Raw genomic sequence first — 17,202 nt, forward strand, 5'->3', positions numbered from 1 at the left:
AGGGTCAGCCGCCGCCCACGGGGGGAAAGAAGGCCACCCGTTCGTCACCTTGAAGCACCTGATCCAGCGAGGCAATGACGCCGTTCACCATAACGAGCTTCACCTCGTCTTCCGGGAGGTTCAAGCTGGAAGCCAGTTCGCGGACGGTGGTTCCGGGGTGAACCTCGACCCGGCGGCCTGTCAGGGGATCGTAGCCGGGAAGATGCTTTCGAAGGGTTGCGGCAAGCAGCACATGCACGGCCATGATTTCGCGGCTCCATCTTGGGTGTTCAGGTGCTCGCGGCCCGCCGCCGGTAGACGCGCTTCACCTGAACGTTGGAAACGAGCGCCGTGTACCCCTTGCCCTGTTCCAGATCCACGCGGATGGAGTTTTGGTCGATTTCCATGTAACGCGACAGAACCGCGAGAATGTCGTTCTTGAGACTGTCCATGATGTCGGGGGTGAGGTCCATGCGGTCGTGCATGAGGACCACCTGCATCCGTTCCCGGGCCACCTTGGCGCTGCTTCTATCGGTAAAAAACCGCTGGATCGCCTTGAGCATGATTCCACTCCTTGTCAGCTCCGAAAGAACCGCACCATCCGGCTCAGCAACCCGTCCTCCTCATCTTCATCGTCGAAGGGGACGCTTTCTCCGTTCAGCCGCGCGGCGATCTTTTGGAAAGCCCTCCCGGGCCGACTCGACCGCTCGTGCACCAGAGGCACACCTCGGTTGGTGGACACCACTACCTCTTCACTTTCGGGAATCACCCCGATAAGCGGGACCGACAGGAGCGAAACAATGTCGGCCGTGGACATCATGTCGCCCTTTTTGACCATTCTGGGGTTCAAGCGGTTGATGATGAGGTGGATGTCTTTCAAAAGGTTCGCTTCCAGAAGCCCGATGACCCGGTCGGCGTCCCGGATGGCGGATACTTCGGGCGTGGTGACCACCAGTGCCGTTTCCGCCGCCGCCACCGCGTTCTTGAAGCCTCTTTCAATCCCGGCCGGACAGTCCACGATGATGTAGTCGAATTCGCCCGCCAGCTCGGCGCATAACGTCTTCATCTGTTCGGGGTGGACGGCGTCCTTTTCCCGGGTTTGAGCCGCCGGGATGATGTTCAGCTTGGGGAGCTTCCGGTCCCGGATCATGGCCTGCTCCTTGCGGCACGTTCCTTCGATGACGTCCACAAGGTTATAGACGATGCGGTTTTCGAGGCCCATCACCACGTCCAGGTTCCGAAGCCCGATGTCAGCGTCGATCAGGACTACGCTGTAGCCCTTCTTGGCGAGCGCCGTGCCGATATTGGCGACGGTCGTGGTCTTGCCGACGCCGCCCTTGCCCGAAGTCACCACCAAGGTTTTTCCCGCCATAGTTCATCCTTTTTGCCGGTGCCGTCTTGCCTGAAGGTGCGAGACGCCTCACACACTAACAACTTCAATGTGATCGGCCGTGATTTCGGCGACTTCAAAACGTTTCGGCGAAGACCCGCCCCTGGAACCGCTTCGCGGCGGCAAGGCCACCAGGTCCGCGATCCGAAGCTGGTTCGGCTCGATGCTGAGCGCCCAGATCCGTGCCGAGCGGTCGCCGGTCATGCCGGCATGAGCAACCCCGCGCAGGCTCCCGAATACCACGATGTCTCCCACTGCCAGCACCTCCGCCCCGGGATTCACATCACCCAAAACCACGCAATCCGCCGGCGATTCGATGCGCGTTCCCGACCGGCAGGTACTTCGCACAATCACCGCGCCACCCGGCTTCTCTTCCATTTCCCGGTCTGCAAGCTCGCCGGAAGGCCGCTGACCGGCGCCCGCCCGAACAGGAACCCCCACGGCTTCCGACGCCCACTTCAGCACAGGCTCCAAGTCTTCGCCCAAACGCACCTCCGCCAGCACCACGTCGGCGGTCACCTGAAGCACCTTCCGAATGACCTGGACTTCGTCGATGCGAAACGCCCGCTTTCCCAGATCCAGGATCATCTTGGAACGCTGAAAGAAACTCCGCGAATCCTCGATTTTCTGTTTCAGCGCCTGGACCACGTCCCGCAGCGGCGCCTCGGGATGGGGAATCAAGAGAAATCCGTCGCGGTCCGCCTTGATCTGCAGAAAGGAGACGGCATCTTTTTCACTGGCTGTGATCATGGTTCCCTTCCATGAGGGAGTGCGATCAGATCCCGGAACTGCCGCCATGCGACGATCCGCGGAAACGGGCTCCACTGCCGGTTCCACGGCTGATCGAAAAGGAGGGGCTGTATGCCGTCTTTCGCCAGCATATGGCACGTTTCCAGACGGTCTTCCAGAAAATACCTCACGTTCATCCGTTGCAGTACTTCCAACTTGGCGTCGGGATCCCCCGTGGCGATGACCTGGATGCGCTCCCGCGGCACCTCCGGCAGATTCCGCTCCAGCCAGGCGACCATGGATTCCGGCCAGATCCGAGCCGTGACAAACCGCAACGGTCCGCATCGCGCCAGTTCCGTAAGCACCTCAACGGCATCCGGCATGGCGGGAATAAGCGGCGTGTGTTCGTCGTCCAGCGTCAGGCAGATCAATTCGTCCACAACGTCCCGTGCCGCAGGGACGCACAGGTGCAGGTCATAGCAGGTGAGGTGATCTTTCGTGAGGAAGTTCAGGTGAAAGCGTTCCCGGGCCAGGGTGACAAAAAGCGCCATGGTGTCCGCCACCACCCCGTCGATATCGAAGGCCACTTCGCGAACGTCAATGGTATGATGACCGAAGGCCGCTGAGGCCTTCTCTCTTCGTGCGGGAAAGGTCAGATGCGCCTCGCCGCTTTCCGCTTCACGTTTTTCCATCGTTCGATTCGGTGAAACACACGTCGGCCGGTTCGTCAAATCGGAAAGAGATTTCATAGACACCGTCTTCCAATACGCTACGTACCACGTAACCCACCTTGTGGAAAACGGCCAGCATCTTCCGATTGGAGGCGAGCACGTAGGCCGTAAAGCCGCTGACCCCCTTGCTCTTGGCGATTTCGCACAGGCAGTGAAGTAGAAACGTTCCGATGCCCCGCCGCTGCCATTCGGTTCTCACGGCGAAATCCACTTCCGCCATGTTGCTTTTCTGGTCCACGATGTAACGGCCCAACGCGATGATCCTTTCCGACCCGATCTCGCCGACAGTCCCCACAATGGCCATTTCGTGTTCGTAATCGATGTTGCACATGGCCTGGGTGTTGCGATGGGGAAACACGCGCATGGCCGAAAGGAACCGATAGTAGATGTCCTGGTCGGGCAGCGAGTAAAAAAACTCCTGGAGCGCCCGTTCATCGGTGGGCTTGATGGGCCGGAAGAAAACCCGCTGGTCTCCCTCTGGGGAGGGGAAGATCTGATAGGTTTCCCACTGGCCGGGGTAAAGCGGTTCGAAAATGGGCGGAAGAATCTGGTCTTGATAGACGTAACGGAGCTTTTTCGCTTCCAAGAGCAGCCGCTCGCGGAACCTGGGGTGCGCCACGTTGATAAGCGCCAGAGCCCGTTCCCGGATGGTCTTGCCGTGCAGATTGGCGATGCCGAACTCGGTGACTACAAACTGGACCACGCTCCGGGAACTCACCACCCCCGCACCGCCCGTGAGATGGCTCACGATTCGTGACTTTTGCCCATCGGGGCTCGTCGAAGGCATCACGATGATGGACTTACCCGCCTGGGAATAGGCCGCCCCCAGCATGAAATCCACGTAGCCGCCAATGCCGCTGTAGACCCGGTGACCGATGGAATCGGCGCAGACCTGGCCGGTGAGATCGATTTCGAGAGCTGAGTTGATGGCCACCATCTGGTGGTTCCGGCTGATGATGCTGCTGTTGTTCACGTACTCGGTGGGATAGAGCTCCACTTCCGGGTTGTTGTGGACGAAATCGTAGAGTTCCCTGGATCCGAGGCAGAAGCTGGCGATGATTTTCCCCCGGTGCAGGTTCTTTCGATTTCCCGTGATCACACCCTTTCGCATCAGGTGAAGGTGGGCATCCGTGATCATTTCCGAATGAACCCCCAGATCCTTCTTGTCTTCGAGGTTCCGGAGCACGGCGTTGGTGATCCGCCCCAGCCCCACCTGGATGGTGGACCCGTCCTCCACGAGGCTCGAAACATACCTGGCCATCCGTTCGGCCATGGCGCTGCGCTCATCATAAGTGAACTCGATGAGCGGTTCTTCATACTCCACGAAATGGTCAATCTGGCTCACGTGAAGAAAGCTGTCGCCGAGGGTCCGTGGCATGGCGGGGTTCACCTGCGCCACCACGATCCTGGCTTGCTCCGCCGCCGCCTTGGTCATTTCCACGGAAATGCCCAGCGAGCAGAACCCGTGTTCGTCGGGAGGCGACACCTGTACCAGGCAGATATCGATCCCCAGGGGACCTTCTTGCCGGAGAAGCTTGGGCACCTGGGAAAAGTAGATGGGGATGTAATCGGCCAGCCCGCTGTTGACCGCCCTGCGACTTCTCGGGCCCACAAAAAACGTTCGCAGCCGGCAGTGCTGATACAGATCACCCCAGTCTTCCGGAAGTTCCCCCATGGAAAGGCTCTGGATCAGCTCCAGGTCTCGATAGCGGGTCAAGCAACCCGTGAGGGTCCTCGTGAGATGGCGGGGTTCACCCATCGCAGGCCCAATCCAGATGCGCCGGCCGTCGGCAAGCAGCTCGTCGAGGATTCCCTCGGCACTCGCCAACCTGCGTCGGTAAAGGGGCTGCCAGCCTTTTCCAAGATACATGGAGCCGCGCCTTTCACATGACATTTCGTAGCACAGCCGGTCTTGGCTGCCGGGAACCGATCTTTTGCGGATCTTTTCCTCTGGAAACACCGATTTCATAATGGATGGGTCGGTCTTCAGAGTCAAGTCGGAACCCGGGCGTGGGCGCGAAAAGGCCGCGGGCGGCCGGTGGGGGCCCGCCCCCATACGGCATCAAGCTAAGGTAGCGGCCACGAGGAGTTCGTCCCTGGGAGCGCGGGCGTCCCCGCCCGCAACTCTTAGGCTCCATGGCGTTCACTGCGGGCGAGACGCCCGCGCTCCCAGGTTGTTTCCCCTCGTTCCCAAGCTATGGCTTGGGAACGACCTGCCCGGGAAGCTCCGGCTTCGCCTCGCTGTAAAGGATTTAGTAGCGTTCTAAAGTGGAGACCTTAGGAAAAAAGGATAACGAAGGTCAAAAAATCCCCCTCTCCCTTGATGGGAGAGGGTTGGGGTGAGGGTGAGAAAATCAACGTATGTCAATCAGTTACATTCCCCTCCCCTTAATCCCCTCCCACAAGGGGAGGGGAAATAGAATTCGGCATCAAATATTAAGTCTATTATTTTCTACGCTACCATGGATTTTGTAGCGGGTTCGCATGGGTCAAGGCCTCATGGGAACCGAAGCTGGAGCTTCTGCACAGTTGTGTTCCCAAGCTGGAGCTTGGGAACAAGGGGAAGGGGATGGTGGAACTTGGGAACAAGGTGGAATTTCCAGGAAATTTTAACATCTCACAATGAACACTCTATTCTGTGGACCTGTACTAAGGAGCCGACCTTCAGGACCCACGCCCGTCAGAGGATCTCTTCCCGCACGATCGTCTCGTCGCGCCCGGGCCCTACGGACACGATGGCCAGCGGGATTCCCGACATGGTTTCAATGGCATGAAGGTAGTTTCGGGTATTTTGAGGCAGATCTTCGAACCGACGTATACCCTGCAGGTTTTCTTCCCAACCCGGAAATTCTTCGTAAATGGGTTCACAGCATGCGAGGCGGTCCCCCTCGGTGGGAAGACTCGTCAAGGTCTCCCCACCGCACCGGTAGGCGACGGCGATCTTCAGGGTGGGAATTCCCGTGAGCACGTCCAGCTTGGTCACCGCCAGCCGGGTCAGTCCGTTCAGCCGGACGGAATGATTCACCACGCACATGTCGAGCCAGCCGCACCGGCGGGGTCGACCGGTGGTGGACCCGAACTCCACGCCCCGGTTCCGGATGCACTCCCCGACAGAATCGTCCAGTTCCGTTGGAAACGGACCTCCGCCCACCCGGGTGGTGTAGGCCTTGAGGATTCCCAGCACCTTGTCGATGCGCGTGGGGCCCACGCCCGCACCGCAGCAGGCGTTTCCCGCCACCGTGTTGGACGAGGTGACGAACGGGTAGGTCCCGTGGTCGATGTCCAAGTGAGTGCCCTGAGCGCCCTCAAAAAGCACGTTTCGACCTGCAGCCATGGCCTCGTGCAGCCGCAGCCCCACATCCCCCACGAAAGGCTCCAGACTCTTCCCGTACGCCGCGTACTCGTCCAGCACCGCTTCCGCGTCCACCGTCTCCATCCCGAAGTAATGCTTCAAGAGGAAGTTTTTTTCCTCCAGATTTCTTTCCACCAGTTCTTTAAGGCTCTTTTCGTCGAGTAGGTGATGGATGCGGATGCCCGAACGAGCGGCCTTGTCTTCATAGCACGGCCCGATGCCGCGACCGGTGGTTCCGATCCTCCCTTTTCCCTTGCGCGCTTCCCGGGCGAGATCCAACATCCGATGATAGGGCATGATCACGTGGGCGTAACGGCTCACCATGAGCCTTTCCGGCGTCACAGGCGCCCCGTAACGGGCCAGCCGATCCAGTTCTTCCAAGAGGACCCCGGGGTCCACCACCACGCCGTTTCCGATGAAACAGGTCTTGCCCTGATGGAGGATCCCCGACGGGATGAGGTGCATGATGATCTTCCTGCCGTTCACGACGAGCGTATGTCCGGCATTATTGCCACCTTGAAATCTCACCACGCAGTCCACGTGAGCGGTCAAGAGATCGACCACTTTCCCCTTGCCTTCGTCGCCCCACTGAACTCCAACAACAATCATACTGGCCATGAAATGACGAACTCCAACGCTCTGAACTTGCAGCCTAAAGGTGACGATCCGCCTCCCCTTTCCCGGTCGGGCAAGCAGGGCGGCGAATCTGTGAAAATCCGCACATCACCACTTCTAATGAAATCGCGCGGATCTGTCAAAGGTGATTTGCCCCGCGGCGGGCACTGCGGACGGCTCCACTTGGCGAAGTGCGAAAACTCCGAACTATCGACACAGCACACCGCCGACTTGGCTTCGACGCGCAAAAAAAAAACACCCGAACCGGAGCCACCGGCTCGGGTGGGTACCCCAGCGAACCGTGCGGCGTCAATAGACCGCCATAGAGCGCAGCCGTCGAATCCTTTCTTCAATGGGCGGGTGCGTGCTGAAAAGATTGGCGAATGCTCTTCCCGAAAGCGGATTCACGATGAAAAGGTGCGCTGTCGCCGGCTTTGCCTCCGTCATGGGAAGCCGATGGGAGGCCGCGGCCAGCTTCTCCAGTGCAGCAGCCAAGCCCTGTGGATTTCCCGCAAAACGGGCCCCCGTTTCGTCAGCCAAGTACTCCCGGGAACGCGAAATAGCCATCTGGATCAGCATCGCCGCGATAGGAGCCACGATGGAAATCACCAGGCCGGCGATGAGCCCGCCGCCGCTCTCTTCGTCGTCTCCGCCCCGAAAACCACCGAAAATAGCCGCCCAGCGCACCATGTCGGCAAGCATCATCACCACGCCGGCCAAGGTGGCCGCGATGGAACCCACCAGGATGTCCCGGTTTTTCACGTGAGCCAGTTCGTGGGCCAGCACACCGCGGACCTCCTCACGGTTCAAGATGCGCAGCAACCCTTCCGTCACCGCCACTACCGCCTTCTCCGGGTTCCGGCCGGTGGCGAAGGCGTTGGGCGTTTCGCTGGGGATGACGAACAACCTGGGCATGGGAAGTCCCGCGTTCATCGAGAGTTCCCTCACTATCTGGTACAGTTCCGGAGCGTCGCTTTCATCAAGAGGCTTAGCCCGGTACATCCCGAGCACGATCTTGTCGGAAAACCAGTAGCTCCCCAAATTCATGACGGCCGCCAAGACAAATGCGATCACCATTCCATGAGGGCCGCCCAGCGCCCGCCCGATCCAGACGATCAGGACGGTCAGCAACGCCAGCAAGAAGGTGGTTCTCAACCGATTGCCCATCGTTTCTTGTCCTCCTGCCCAATCGCCCCGGGCGCCGCGTCGCGCCTAGGCCGATCCGACTGTGATTTTCTTATGATTTTGCGATATCTTGGGAATTCTTACCGTGAGAATTCCCTGGCACAGTTCCGCATCCACCTTGTCGGAGGCGGCATCCGCTGGAACCATCAGTCTTGTCTTGAAAAACCCCTGAGGCCGTTCGTTCTGAATCGCCTTCGCCTCGAAAGGTCTCCGCCGGCTGTTCCGCCTCCCGCTTACGGTGAGCACCTCGCCTTTGATCTGCACTTTCAGATCAGTTTGATCCACTCCGGGGAGATCCAATACCGCCGTCCATTCCTCTTCGGTTTCCCAAACATCCGTCGGGGGCACCCAAAGCGCCTCGGGAGCTTCGGCGGACGCATGGCGAACCGACTTGACACTTTCTGAATACAAGGTGTCCATCCTTTGCTTCATCTGAAGCAATTCGTCCATGATCCCCTGCCGACTCGCTTTCACCACGCCTGTCCTTTCCATATTCGGTTGAATAACAAGTAGTTGGTCCAGCGAAAGTAAGGTTAAGCAAGGGCTTCAGGTCTGTCAAGGGAATCCGGACGCCCCGAAAACCCGCTGCATTGACAGGGCGCGGCAGGATTCCTACCATCGTTATCAAACCCCAGCCGTATGGGAGGGTATCACAGCAAAGGGGATTTCATGGACGACGAACGACGTAAGAAACTGGCCAACCGGCTGACACCCATCCAGCTCTACCAGCTGACCCCCAAAACCAACTGCGGCGAATGCGGCCATCCGACATGCCTGGCCTATGCCACCCAAGTGATCGTCGGACATTCCGACATGGATGCCTGCCCCTACCTGGACCCCGAGCAGAAGGAAGCCTTCCGGGCCCGGCTGGAAGATCAACACGCCGATGGTATCGGGGTCAAGCGGGAAGGCTTCGACAAGGCTCTCGAATTCCTCCGCTCCGAAGTCCGAAAATGGGATTTTCCCGGGATCGCTGGGAGCCTGGGTGCGGTTTTGGTCGACGAGCCGGGAGAAGCGGCGCTGCGGTTTTCCTATTTCGGCCGACCGGTCATTCTGAGCGCCGAAGACGTGACCGGCTTCTCAGGCGAACCCCTAAACCCCTGGGAAAAAATTCTTCTCTACAATTACGTCATCGGAGGCGCCGCAGAACCGGCAGGGCGCTGGGTCGGAATGGAAAGCCTTCCCAACTCCATTTCCAAAATCAAGAGTCTCAACGCTCATTGCGAAGCACCGCTCGCCCGGGCCTTCGCCGGAAGACTCGAGCTGCTGCCGGAGACCACCCGCTGTGTCGGGCCGGCCCTGGAAATTTCAGAGCAGGGCGTGGATTTCGGAGCTCAGTTCCAGATTCTTCCCAAGCTGTCCTTCCGGGTGTTGTGGTGGGACGAAGATACGGAAGAAGGCTTCCCTCCTCGAGTGAAATTCCTCTTCGATGCCTCCGTCCTCAAGGTCCTCGACCTGGAGTCTCTCCTCTTCGCCTGCGAACAGCTGACCGACCGGTTGCTGGACTGTTTGAAGAAAGCACCATGAGCAACATGGGCCGGTGAACCGACATGGCGCAGGTCAGGAAGCGCCGAACCCGTTCAACCAATTTTCAAGGCTGTCTTGGACCTTCCGGACTTCTTCAAGAGAAGCGCGGTACCATCCAAAGCGCAGGCGAAGAAAGTCGGCCAGTTCCGCTTCAATGGGAAGCCGATGAACAAAAGGCCGCCCCCCTGAGGTCTGTCCGCAAGGCGAACCGTGAGACGGACGGCCCGGCCGGACGAAGCGCTCCACCGCGCGAAGCCTCAACTCTTCCGCCGCGACGAAGATCCACTTCATCCATTGGCTTTGAGTGGAACAGGCGCGCGCTGCCATCACTTGCCCCAAGAGATAGCGATCGGCGCGGGGATTCCATGAGGAGTCCAGAAGTTCGGGGACATGCCAGAGAAGTTCCGTCACGGTCCAGCCCAGACTCCCGGCCCGGAACCGAAAGTCTTCCAATACGCGGCAGCCCCACAATAGCAGGTGAAACAACGGGTTGGCTCTCCGGCTGGAATAATAGAGAGGGCTCAACCCAGCCGCCACCGGCAGCCAGAACTCTTGGCCCTCTGGAGGAAGCACCTCGAAGACCCCGGCGGCCAGACATTTTTCCCGAGCGCACTTGGCCTGATAGCCCGTGAGGTAGCGCAGATCGGTACCGCGGTTTTGGGCGGGATGAAGCAGGCAGCCGGCCCGCCGGCCCTTCCGGTCCAGGAAGCCCAAAGCCCAACAGGTGAAGCCCACCACGGGCCGCCCCCAGGCGGTCGGACCAGCCAGGAAACGGGAACGATGGTCGCTCAATTCCCGCCGAAGACTCCCCGCCCAATCCAACGGATCGTATCCCGCCGGCCGGATCGGCGGACAGCAGCCGAAACAGCGCGGCTCGCCGTCGGGCGCACAAAGCGTCCGTTCATCTCCGCCGGAGCTCGGGCGGTTCTGCCTTTCACTCACATCCATCACGGCCCCGATTCCCGGGGATCACGGCCCCGATTTGGGTCGATCGGCCTGAAGCGGATATCAGTCGAATTGACTCAACATCGGCATTTTGATATGAAGGCCGGGAACCTCCGATCGGATAAGGATTCCCTTCAAACAACTCAATGGACAAACGAGGATCGAACATGCCCATTTACGAGTTTCGGTGCGTCCGGTGCGGCGAAATCCAGGAAGTGCTTGTTTCGAATTCGAAAAGCGAAGTGAAGATGGCATGTAAGGCCTGTGGAGGCGAGGACCTGGTCCGCGTGCTCAGCCGCGTGAGCTACACCATGGGTTCTTCCGGGGGCGAATCCCCCAGGGTCACCACCAGGACCTGCGGACCTGAAAGCAGCTGCGCCACCATCGATCTTCCCGGCTACACCCGGTGACGCCCGAAAGACGCCGCAACCGGGTAACCCCGGACCGCAGGCCCGAAACCGGTTCGGCGTCTCAACGTGCGCCGGCCGACGGCCCTTTCGAACGCCGTCAAACCACGCCCGCTTCTCGAAGGCGCTGGATTTCACCTTCAGAATAACCGTGTTCCAAGAGCAGGCTTTCGGTGTGCTCCCCCAGTTCCGGGGCGGGCGTCCGAAGGCTTCCCGGCGTTGCGGAAAACTTGGGAGCGATGCCCAGTTGCCGGTAGGCCCCGAAGCCTTCGTGGATGAGCTCCACCACCATGCCGCGGGCCCGAACGGCCCGGTCCGCCATCACCTCGTCCAGGTTCAAAACCGGTTCACAACAGCAGTCCACTTCCCGGAAGTGTTCCACCCATTCCGCCTGGGTTTTGGCGGCGAAGACCTCCGCCACCTCTTTTTCAAGACGTTTCTGGTGCGGGCCTGGTTTGAAATACTCCGCCTGCTCCCAGTCGTCTCGACCCACCGACCGGCAGAAAGCCTTCCAGAACTGAGGTTCCAGGGCACCCAGCGACATCCACCGGCCGTCTTTCGTTTCGTACAAGTTGTAGCAGGCGTAACCGTGGTTGAGCATGTCGTCGGCGGAGCGGGGCACGACGCCGTCGGCCAGGAATTTTCCCCAGCGCAGGCAGTTCCAGGCGACGGCGCCATCGGTCATTGAAATATCGATGTACTGGCCTTCGCCCAGGCGTTCCCGGGCCAGCAACGCGGCCGTAATACTGAAGGCGGCCATGAGGGCCCCGCCGCCCAGGTCGCCGATCTGCACGTTGGGAACAACGAGCTTGCCATCCCGCCCGCTATAGGACAGCACGCCGGCAAGCGCCAGGTAATTGATGTCGTGGCCCGCACGCAAAGCCCGTTCGCCGTCCTGACCGTACCCGGAAATGGAGCAGTAAACGATCCTTGGGTTCAGGACCCTCAACGCCGCGTAACCCAGACCCAACCGTTCCATCACCCCCGGCCGGAACCCTTCCAGCACCACGTCGGCGCGCTTTACCATCGCCTCGAAAACAGCCCGGCCTTCTTCGCACTTCAGGTCGATCGTCACCGAGCGCTTGTTACGGTTGAGAACCGTGTGAAAACCGCTGTTTTTCCCCAGGAGCGGCGGCCACCAGCGGATGTAGTCGCCCACCTTCGGATCTTCAACCTTGATGACGTCGGCGCCGAGATCCGCCATGAGCATGGAGCAAAACGGGCCGGGGAGCAGCCGCGAAAGATCGAGTACGCGAAATCCTGCAAGTGGTCCGGACATAGATCCCTCCTTGTACGTGATCACACAATGGCCCGGGCAAATTCCCCAGGGTCGAAGGGTCGGAGGTCTTCCACTTTTTCGCCGACCCCGATAAAACGGACGGGAAGCTGCAGTTCGTGGCAGACCGGAACGATCACCCCTCCTTTGGCCGTACCGTCCAGCTTGGTGAGCACCAGACCAGTGACGCCCACGGTGTCCTTAAAGAGCCGCGCCTGCGAAAGGGCATTCTGGCCGGTGGTCGCGTCGAGGACAAGAAGGATTTCATGGGGAGCGCCTGGCATCTTCTTTTGGATCACTCGGTGAACCTTCTTGATTTCTTCCATGAGGTTCACCTTGGTGTGCATGCGGCCGGCGGTATCGAGAATCACCACGTCGACGTCACGGGATGTTGCCGCTTCCAGCGCATCGAAGGCCACCGCCGAGGGATCGGCACCATGCTTCTGGCGCACCACAGGAGCCCCGATCCTTTCTCCCCAGAGCACCAGCTGTTCGATGGCGGCGGCGCGGAAGGTATCCCCCGCCACCAGCAAGGGCTGAAACCCATCGCCTTTCAATCGATGCGCCAGCTTGCCGATCGTGGTCGTCTTTCCGACACCGTTCACCCCGACCACCAAGATAACGAAAGGACGCGCCGCCGCCGGGTCCCAAGGGGGAGCCGGTACCTGGAGCAGGCGGGCGACGGCACTTCGAAGTTCTTCCTGCAGCCTCGCCGGGTCTTTCAATTCATTGCGCCGAACGCGCTCGGAAACCTGTTCCAGGAGGAACCGGGTCGCCGATACCCCCAAATCCGACGTTATGAGGATCTCCTCCAGTTCCTCCAGCAGCTCGTCATCGATGTGTTTTTTCCCAAGTACCAATCGATCCACGCGGTCGGCGAGCCGCTCGCGGGTCTTCTGCAGCCGCTCTCGGAGCTTCGGGAAAAAATGCCCCCTTCTTAGAAGTTCCCCCCGTTCGCCCGCGCCCTCTTCCGCGACAGGAACCTCTTTCTCAGGGTCGCCGTCATCCGGAACCACGTCTGGAAAAGCGTCCGATCGAGAACCGGAACCTCTTGGAAGTACTCCGGCATCCTTCGCTGCACCGGGGTCGTACTCTCCAGGCGCGGCAGCCGTTTCCGGCAAGACTGCGTCTTCGCCGGCCGCCCGGCCGTCCGACTCCGAACAGGCCTCGTCCATTTCGGCTCGGCGTTTTCGCTTGAACCACGTGATCATGGAACCCTTGGATCCCCCCATAAGCACTAAGTTATTTTGTCAACATTCATGGGTTGCATTTATGCCATTAGGTTGTTTTCAAAGATGAACGTCGAACATCGAACATTGAACGTTCAATATCGAATGAAAAAAACCGGGTTGCATTTATGCCGTTGGGTTGTTTTTAAAGATGAACGTCGAACATCGAACATCGAACGTTGAACATCGAATGAAAAAAAACCGGGTTGCTTCTTGTTCCCAAGCTCCAGCTTGGGAACACAACTGTGCAGAAGCTCCAGCTTCGGTGAGGCCGTTCCCAAGCCAGAGCTTGGGAACGAGGGGAAACGGAGCTGATGCGCTTGCTGCTTCAAGGCCATCTAGATCTACCTCAGAGGGTTACCTTCGATGTTCATTTCCCATTCACCATTCACCATTCACCATTCACCATTCACCATTCACCATTCACCATTCGATGTTCGATGTTCGATGTTCGATGTTCGATGTTCGATGTTCGATGTTCGATGTTCGATGTTCAATGTTCAATGTTCGATGTTCAATGTTCGATGTTCAATGTTCGATGTTCATCTTTTCCAGTCGATACAGGAAAAAACAACTTAGCGCTTATGCCCCCCGCGCGAAAGATTTCATTGAAAAGCATGTTCGAGCAACATTGAATATAGCACAGACGCCTCCCTCCTCAAAAAGCAATTCGCGGAGCCTCTGTAACGGCTTGAAAACCGAGCCTTGAAGGATTTCGTTTTCGCAAACCCGACGACCCTCTTTTCATGCCCGCTCTTCACCCAAAGACGATCCGCTCCGGGAATCGCCGACTCAACGAAACGCCCGTAGGGGCCGTGGTGTTTGAGGTGAAGACGTAACTCCGGCTGGAACATGGAACCGCTGAACATTCAGGTGGACCGCTCCGAACTCGCTTTCGACTTCTCCGTAAAGCCGGTAGGCCCGTTCCATGACCAGATCCCGGCAGAAGCGCCGGAAGGCTCCGGGAAAGAAAATCGTTTCGTAAATGGCCGACTCGTCTTCGAACGAAACGAACTCCATGGGCTCCCCGTCCCGGGTCAGAACTTCTTTTCTCGTAATGGGCCACCCCTTCACCCAGACCCGCCGGCCCGCGAAATGCTCCAATTTCGCGGCGGGAACCACCGGGTGCGGCCAACCGCCATCCCAGAGTGCCAGAGGATGGACTGAAAGGACGAAACCCAGCGCGTCCCGTTCCTGGATCCATTTTTCCCGAAGGGTGAAGTCGGGAAGCGCAGGGGCGGCTGGTTCGAGAGAAGCGCCGGGCGGGCGGAGAGGCGCCCGCATCTGGGCGGGAGGACCCTCGGAACGGGAAGTCCGTCGATGGAGCCCCGTGGCCATCGCCCACAGCAGCCGGGGCCGGTTGAGTCCTCCCGCCAGGGAATCGAGCGTGCCGCTTTTGATCAGCCCGGCAACGTCCGATGGGTGACAGGGAACGCGCCGTTGAAAATCGGCAAGCGACGTGAAGGGGCCGTTCCGCCCCCGCTCATCGAGGATCCTTTCCAGGGTTTCCCGCCGTACGCCCCGGATCTGCTGCAGCCCCACCCGGACGGTCCGATCTTTTCCCGTGTAACTCCAGTCGCTCCCGTTCACGTCCGGCCCCACAACGTCAAGGCCCATGCGCCGTGCTTCGGAGATATAGGCGAAGGTACTGTAGTAGCCGCCGCCGTTGCTCAAAACCGCCGCCATGAACTCCGCCGGATGATGCACCTTGAGATAGGCCGCCTTGAAGCTCACCAGCGCGTAGGATGCCGAATGCGGTTTACAGAAGGAATAACCGGCAAACGAGAGAAACATGTCCCAGACGCTTCCGGCGACTTCCGGGGAAACCCCTCGCCAGCCGCAACCCTCAAAAAACCGTTGCCGGAACTTTTCCAGGACCTCCGAACTCTTCTTGCTGATCACCTTCCGCAGCCGGTCGCCTTCCGCCCAGCTGAAGCCGGCGAGTCCCATGGCCACCTGGATCACATCTTCCTGGTAGACCAGGATGCCGTAGGTCTCGGAAAGAAGCCGTTCCAGCGCCGGGTGGATGTAGGCATGAGGTTCGCCGCGAAGGCGGCGTACGTACTCGTTGATGTAGCGGTTTGCAGCCGGCCGGATAATGGACGAATGGATCACCAGGTGTTCGAAGTCGCCTCGACCGGTTTTCCGCTGCAGCTGCCGCATGGCCGGGGATTCCACGTAGAAGATGCCCATGGTGTCGCCCCGCGCCAGAAGATCGCGGGTCGCCGGGTCTTCCACGGGATCCAAGGCCGCGTAATCGATCGTCTTTCCAGTGTTTCGAGCTACGGCGGCCAGGGCATCCCGGATGACCGCAAGCGACCGATTGCCCAGCAGGTCGATCTTAACCAGGCCGGCTTTTTCCGCCTGGTCCTTTTCCCATTGAATGATCGGGACGCCCCCGGCGCTCCGCTGCACCGGAGCGTGGCGCGACACCCGGTCGGGGGTGAGCACCACGCCGCCGCAATGAACGGCCAGGTGCCGCGGGATGGATTCCAGCCGAGCCGCCAGCCGAAAGATTTCGGGCCAGGGCGGGTCCAACGGAAATCCCTGAAACCGGGGATGGTTCCGGGTTCGATCTTCGATCCCCGACGGGTGGGTCCAATAACTCAACCGCCGGGTGACTTCCCGGATTTCCGCAGCCGCAACACCGTAGACTTTGGCGGTTTCGCGAACGGCGGCCCGGGCGCCGAATCCCACGTGGTTGGCCACCCGCGCCGTGCGCTCATCCCCGTAGCGCCGCCGCACACTCTGCTGCACGTCTTCCCGCTCGTCCCACGGAAAATCCACGTCGATATCCGGCGGGTCCTTCCGTTCGGGATTGAGGAACCGGCCGAAAAGCAGCCCGTGGCGGATTGGATCCACGTGTGTGATCCCGAGCAGGTAGCTCACGAGGCTCGCCGCCGCACTTCCCCGTCCGCAATGGATCGGCCGCTCTTTCACGATGTCCGCCACCACGAGGAAATAGTCCACGTACCCCTTGGCGACGATGAGTTCCAATTCCTCCGAAAGCCGAGCCTCCACGGCCGGATCGCTTTTTCCGTAGCGGCGCCCGATGCCTTCGCGGCACCGTTCCACAAGGATGTCCAGCGAATTTCTTTCGCCGCACGGGTAACACGGAAAAACGGGTTCAAACCGATCCCAGTCCGTTCGGCACCGGCGGGCCAGCCGCCAGGCGTTTCTCAGCGCTTCCGGGCAGTGTGAAAATCGGGCGGCCATGTCCCGGGGCGGCTTCAGCCACCGGTCGGGACCCACCACCTCTTCGGCTGTCAGCGTGCTCAAGGTTTTGTTGAGCCCGATGGCCCGTACCAGGCGGTGAAGCGGGTGATCTTCGACCCGGGCGAAATAAACGGCGTTGGAGGCCACCGGCGGCACCCCCAGTTCGCCGGCCGACCGGAGCGCCTCCCGCTCGGAACACCCCGGAATCACTTCCACGTAACAATCGGCTCGCGGCACCAGAGCGCGAAGCAGTTCCGGATCGCGGGCCAGGACGGCCAGGTCGTCCGGGACGGCGGAAACATGACGGCACAGTGAAAAACGGGGATCCAGGTGGCGGCAAGAAACCATTTCCGAAAGGACTTCGAAGCCCTTTGCCGTCTTGGCCAGAACGACCGCCGTTTCACCGCCGTTTCGGAAATCAACGCCCACAATGGGGCATATCCCTTCCTCCCGGGCCGCTTCCAAGAAATGCAGCGCGCCGTAAAGACCGTTGGTGTCCGTAAGAGCCAGGAAGGAGTATCCCGCTTCCGCAGCCGTTCGGCAAAGGTCACGAACGGAACTCACCCCCCATTGGAGCGAATAATGCGAATGAACATGGAGATGGGCGAAAGCTGCCGTCAT

General features: G+C 59.9%; 15 protein-coding genes. 2 read left to right on the forward strand and 13 right to left on the reverse strand.

Annotated features, from left to right (window positions below; translation table 11 throughout):
• Positions 1 to 4 precede the first annotated feature (4 nt).
• From FDQ92_RS05910 to FDQ92_RS05950, 9 genes are all read right to left on the reverse strand, one after another.
• Positions 5 to 244: a MoaD/ThiS family protein gene (locus FDQ92_RS05910; RefSeq protein WP_137423725.1), complete on the reverse strand. Its 240-nt coding sequence runs from the start codon at positions 242 to 244 to the stop codon at positions 5 to 7.
• Positions 245 to 269: 25 nt separating this feature from the next.
• Positions 270 to 542, reverse strand: a complete 273-nt coding sequence (gene minE, locus FDQ92_RS05915) for a cell division topological specificity factor MinE (RefSeq protein WP_137423726.1) — start codon at positions 540 to 542, stop codon at positions 270 to 272.
• A 14-nt stretch (positions 543 to 556) separates the two neighbouring features.
• Positions 557 to 1,351 carry a septum site-determining protein MinD gene (minD, locus tag FDQ92_RS05920; RefSeq protein ID WP_137423727.1) on the reverse strand — a complete coding sequence of 265 codons (795 nt, stop codon included), beginning with the start codon at positions 1,349 to 1,351 and terminating at the stop codon, positions 557 to 559.
• Between the two features lie 48 nt (positions 1,352 to 1,399).
• Positions 1,400 to 2,119 (reverse strand): septum site-determining protein MinC, encoded by a 720-nt coding sequence (minC, locus tag FDQ92_RS05925; RefSeq protein WP_170180214.1) that lies wholly within the window; start codon positions 2,117 to 2,119, stop codon positions 1,400 to 1,402.
• Positions 2,116 to 2,790 (reverse strand): 5' nucleotidase, NT5C type, encoded by a 675-nt coding sequence (locus tag FDQ92_RS05930; protein ID WP_170180215.1) that lies wholly within the window; start codon positions 2,788 to 2,790, stop codon positions 2,116 to 2,118. The genes minC and FDQ92_RS05930 overlap by 4 nt, the downstream gene beginning before the upstream one ends.
• A complete protein-coding gene (locus FDQ92_RS05935) occupies positions 2,777 to 4,699 on the reverse strand; it encodes a GNAT family N-acetyltransferase (RefSeq protein WP_137423730.1) in 1,923 nt (640 codons plus the stop codon). Before FDQ92_RS05935 ends, FDQ92_RS05930 begins: the two co-directional genes overlap by 14 nt.
• An 810-nt stretch (positions 4,700 to 5,509) precedes the next feature.
• Entirely contained in the window at positions 5,510 to 6,799 is a 1,290-nt protein-coding gene (locus tag FDQ92_RS05940; protein ID WP_137423731.1) for an adenylosuccinate synthase, read from the reverse strand.
• A gap of 306 nt (positions 6,800 to 7,105) precedes the next feature.
• On the reverse strand, positions 7,106 to 7,963 hold the full coding sequence (gene htpX, locus FDQ92_RS05945) for a zinc metalloprotease HtpX (protein WP_137423732.1): 858 nt from the start codon (positions 7,961 to 7,963) through the stop codon (positions 7,106 to 7,108).
• Between the two features lie 45 nt (positions 7,964 to 8,008).
• The gene (locus FDQ92_RS05950) at positions 8,009 to 8,458 is read right to left on the reverse strand and encodes an Hsp20/alpha crystallin family protein (protein WP_170180216.1); all 450 of its coding nucleotides are present in this window, start codon (positions 8,456 to 8,458) and stop codon (positions 8,009 to 8,011) included.
• 192 nt (positions 8,459 to 8,650) lie between these two features.
• On the opposite strand from FDQ92_RS05950, the gene FDQ92_RS05955 reads away from it, so the two are divergent.
• The gene (locus FDQ92_RS05955) at positions 8,651 to 9,508 is read left to right on the forward strand and encodes a DUF3786 domain-containing protein (RefSeq protein ID WP_170180217.1); all 858 of its coding nucleotides are present in this window, start codon (positions 8,651 to 8,653) and stop codon (positions 9,506 to 9,508) included.
• A gap of 33 nt (positions 9,509 to 9,541) precedes the next feature.
• On the opposite strand, the gene FDQ92_RS05960 is transcribed toward FDQ92_RS05955, so the two are convergent.
• Positions 9,542 to 10,459: a hypothetical protein gene (locus FDQ92_RS05960; RefSeq protein ID WP_137423735.1), complete on the reverse strand. Its 918-nt coding sequence runs from the start codon at positions 10,457 to 10,459 to the stop codon at positions 9,542 to 9,544.
• 161 nt (positions 10,460 to 10,620) lie between these two features.
• On the opposite strand from FDQ92_RS05960, the gene FDQ92_RS05965 reads away from it, so the two are divergent.
• On the forward strand, positions 10,621 to 10,863 hold the full coding sequence (locus FDQ92_RS05965; protein ID WP_137423736.1) for an FmdB family zinc ribbon protein: 243 nt from the start codon (positions 10,621 to 10,623) through the stop codon (positions 10,861 to 10,863).
• A gap of 97 nt (positions 10,864 to 10,960) precedes the next feature.
• Here the strand turns inward: FDQ92_RS05965 and FDQ92_RS05970 are convergent, their stop codons facing one another.
• The 3 genes from FDQ92_RS05970 to FDQ92_RS05980 all read right to left on the reverse strand — a co-directional run bounded on the left by FDQ92_RS05970 (position 10,961) and on the right by FDQ92_RS05980 (position 17,202).
• Positions 10,961 to 12,139, reverse strand: coding sequence for a CaiB/BaiF CoA transferase family protein (locus FDQ92_RS05970; protein ID WP_137423737.1), 1,179 nt, complete (start codon positions 12,137 to 12,139; stop codon positions 10,961 to 10,963).
• 20 nt (positions 12,140 to 12,159) lie between these two features.
• Positions 12,160 to 13,347, reverse strand: a complete 1,188-nt coding sequence (gene ftsY, locus FDQ92_RS05975) for a signal recognition particle-docking protein FtsY (RefSeq protein ID WP_137423738.1) — start codon at positions 13,345 to 13,347, stop codon at positions 12,160 to 12,162.
• Between the two features lie 810 nt (positions 13,348 to 14,157).
• Positions 14,158 to 17,202 carry a DNA polymerase III subunit alpha gene (locus FDQ92_RS05980; protein WP_137423739.1) on the reverse strand — a complete coding sequence of 1,015 codons (3,045 nt, stop codon included), beginning with the start codon at positions 17,200 to 17,202 and terminating at the stop codon, positions 14,158 to 14,160.

Origin of the sequence: Desulfoglaeba alkanexedens ALDC (genome assembly GCF_005377625.1) — a bacterium.
GTDB lineage: Bacteria > Desulfobacterota > Syntrophobacteria > Syntrophobacterales > DSM-9756 > Desulfoglaeba > Desulfoglaeba alkanexedens.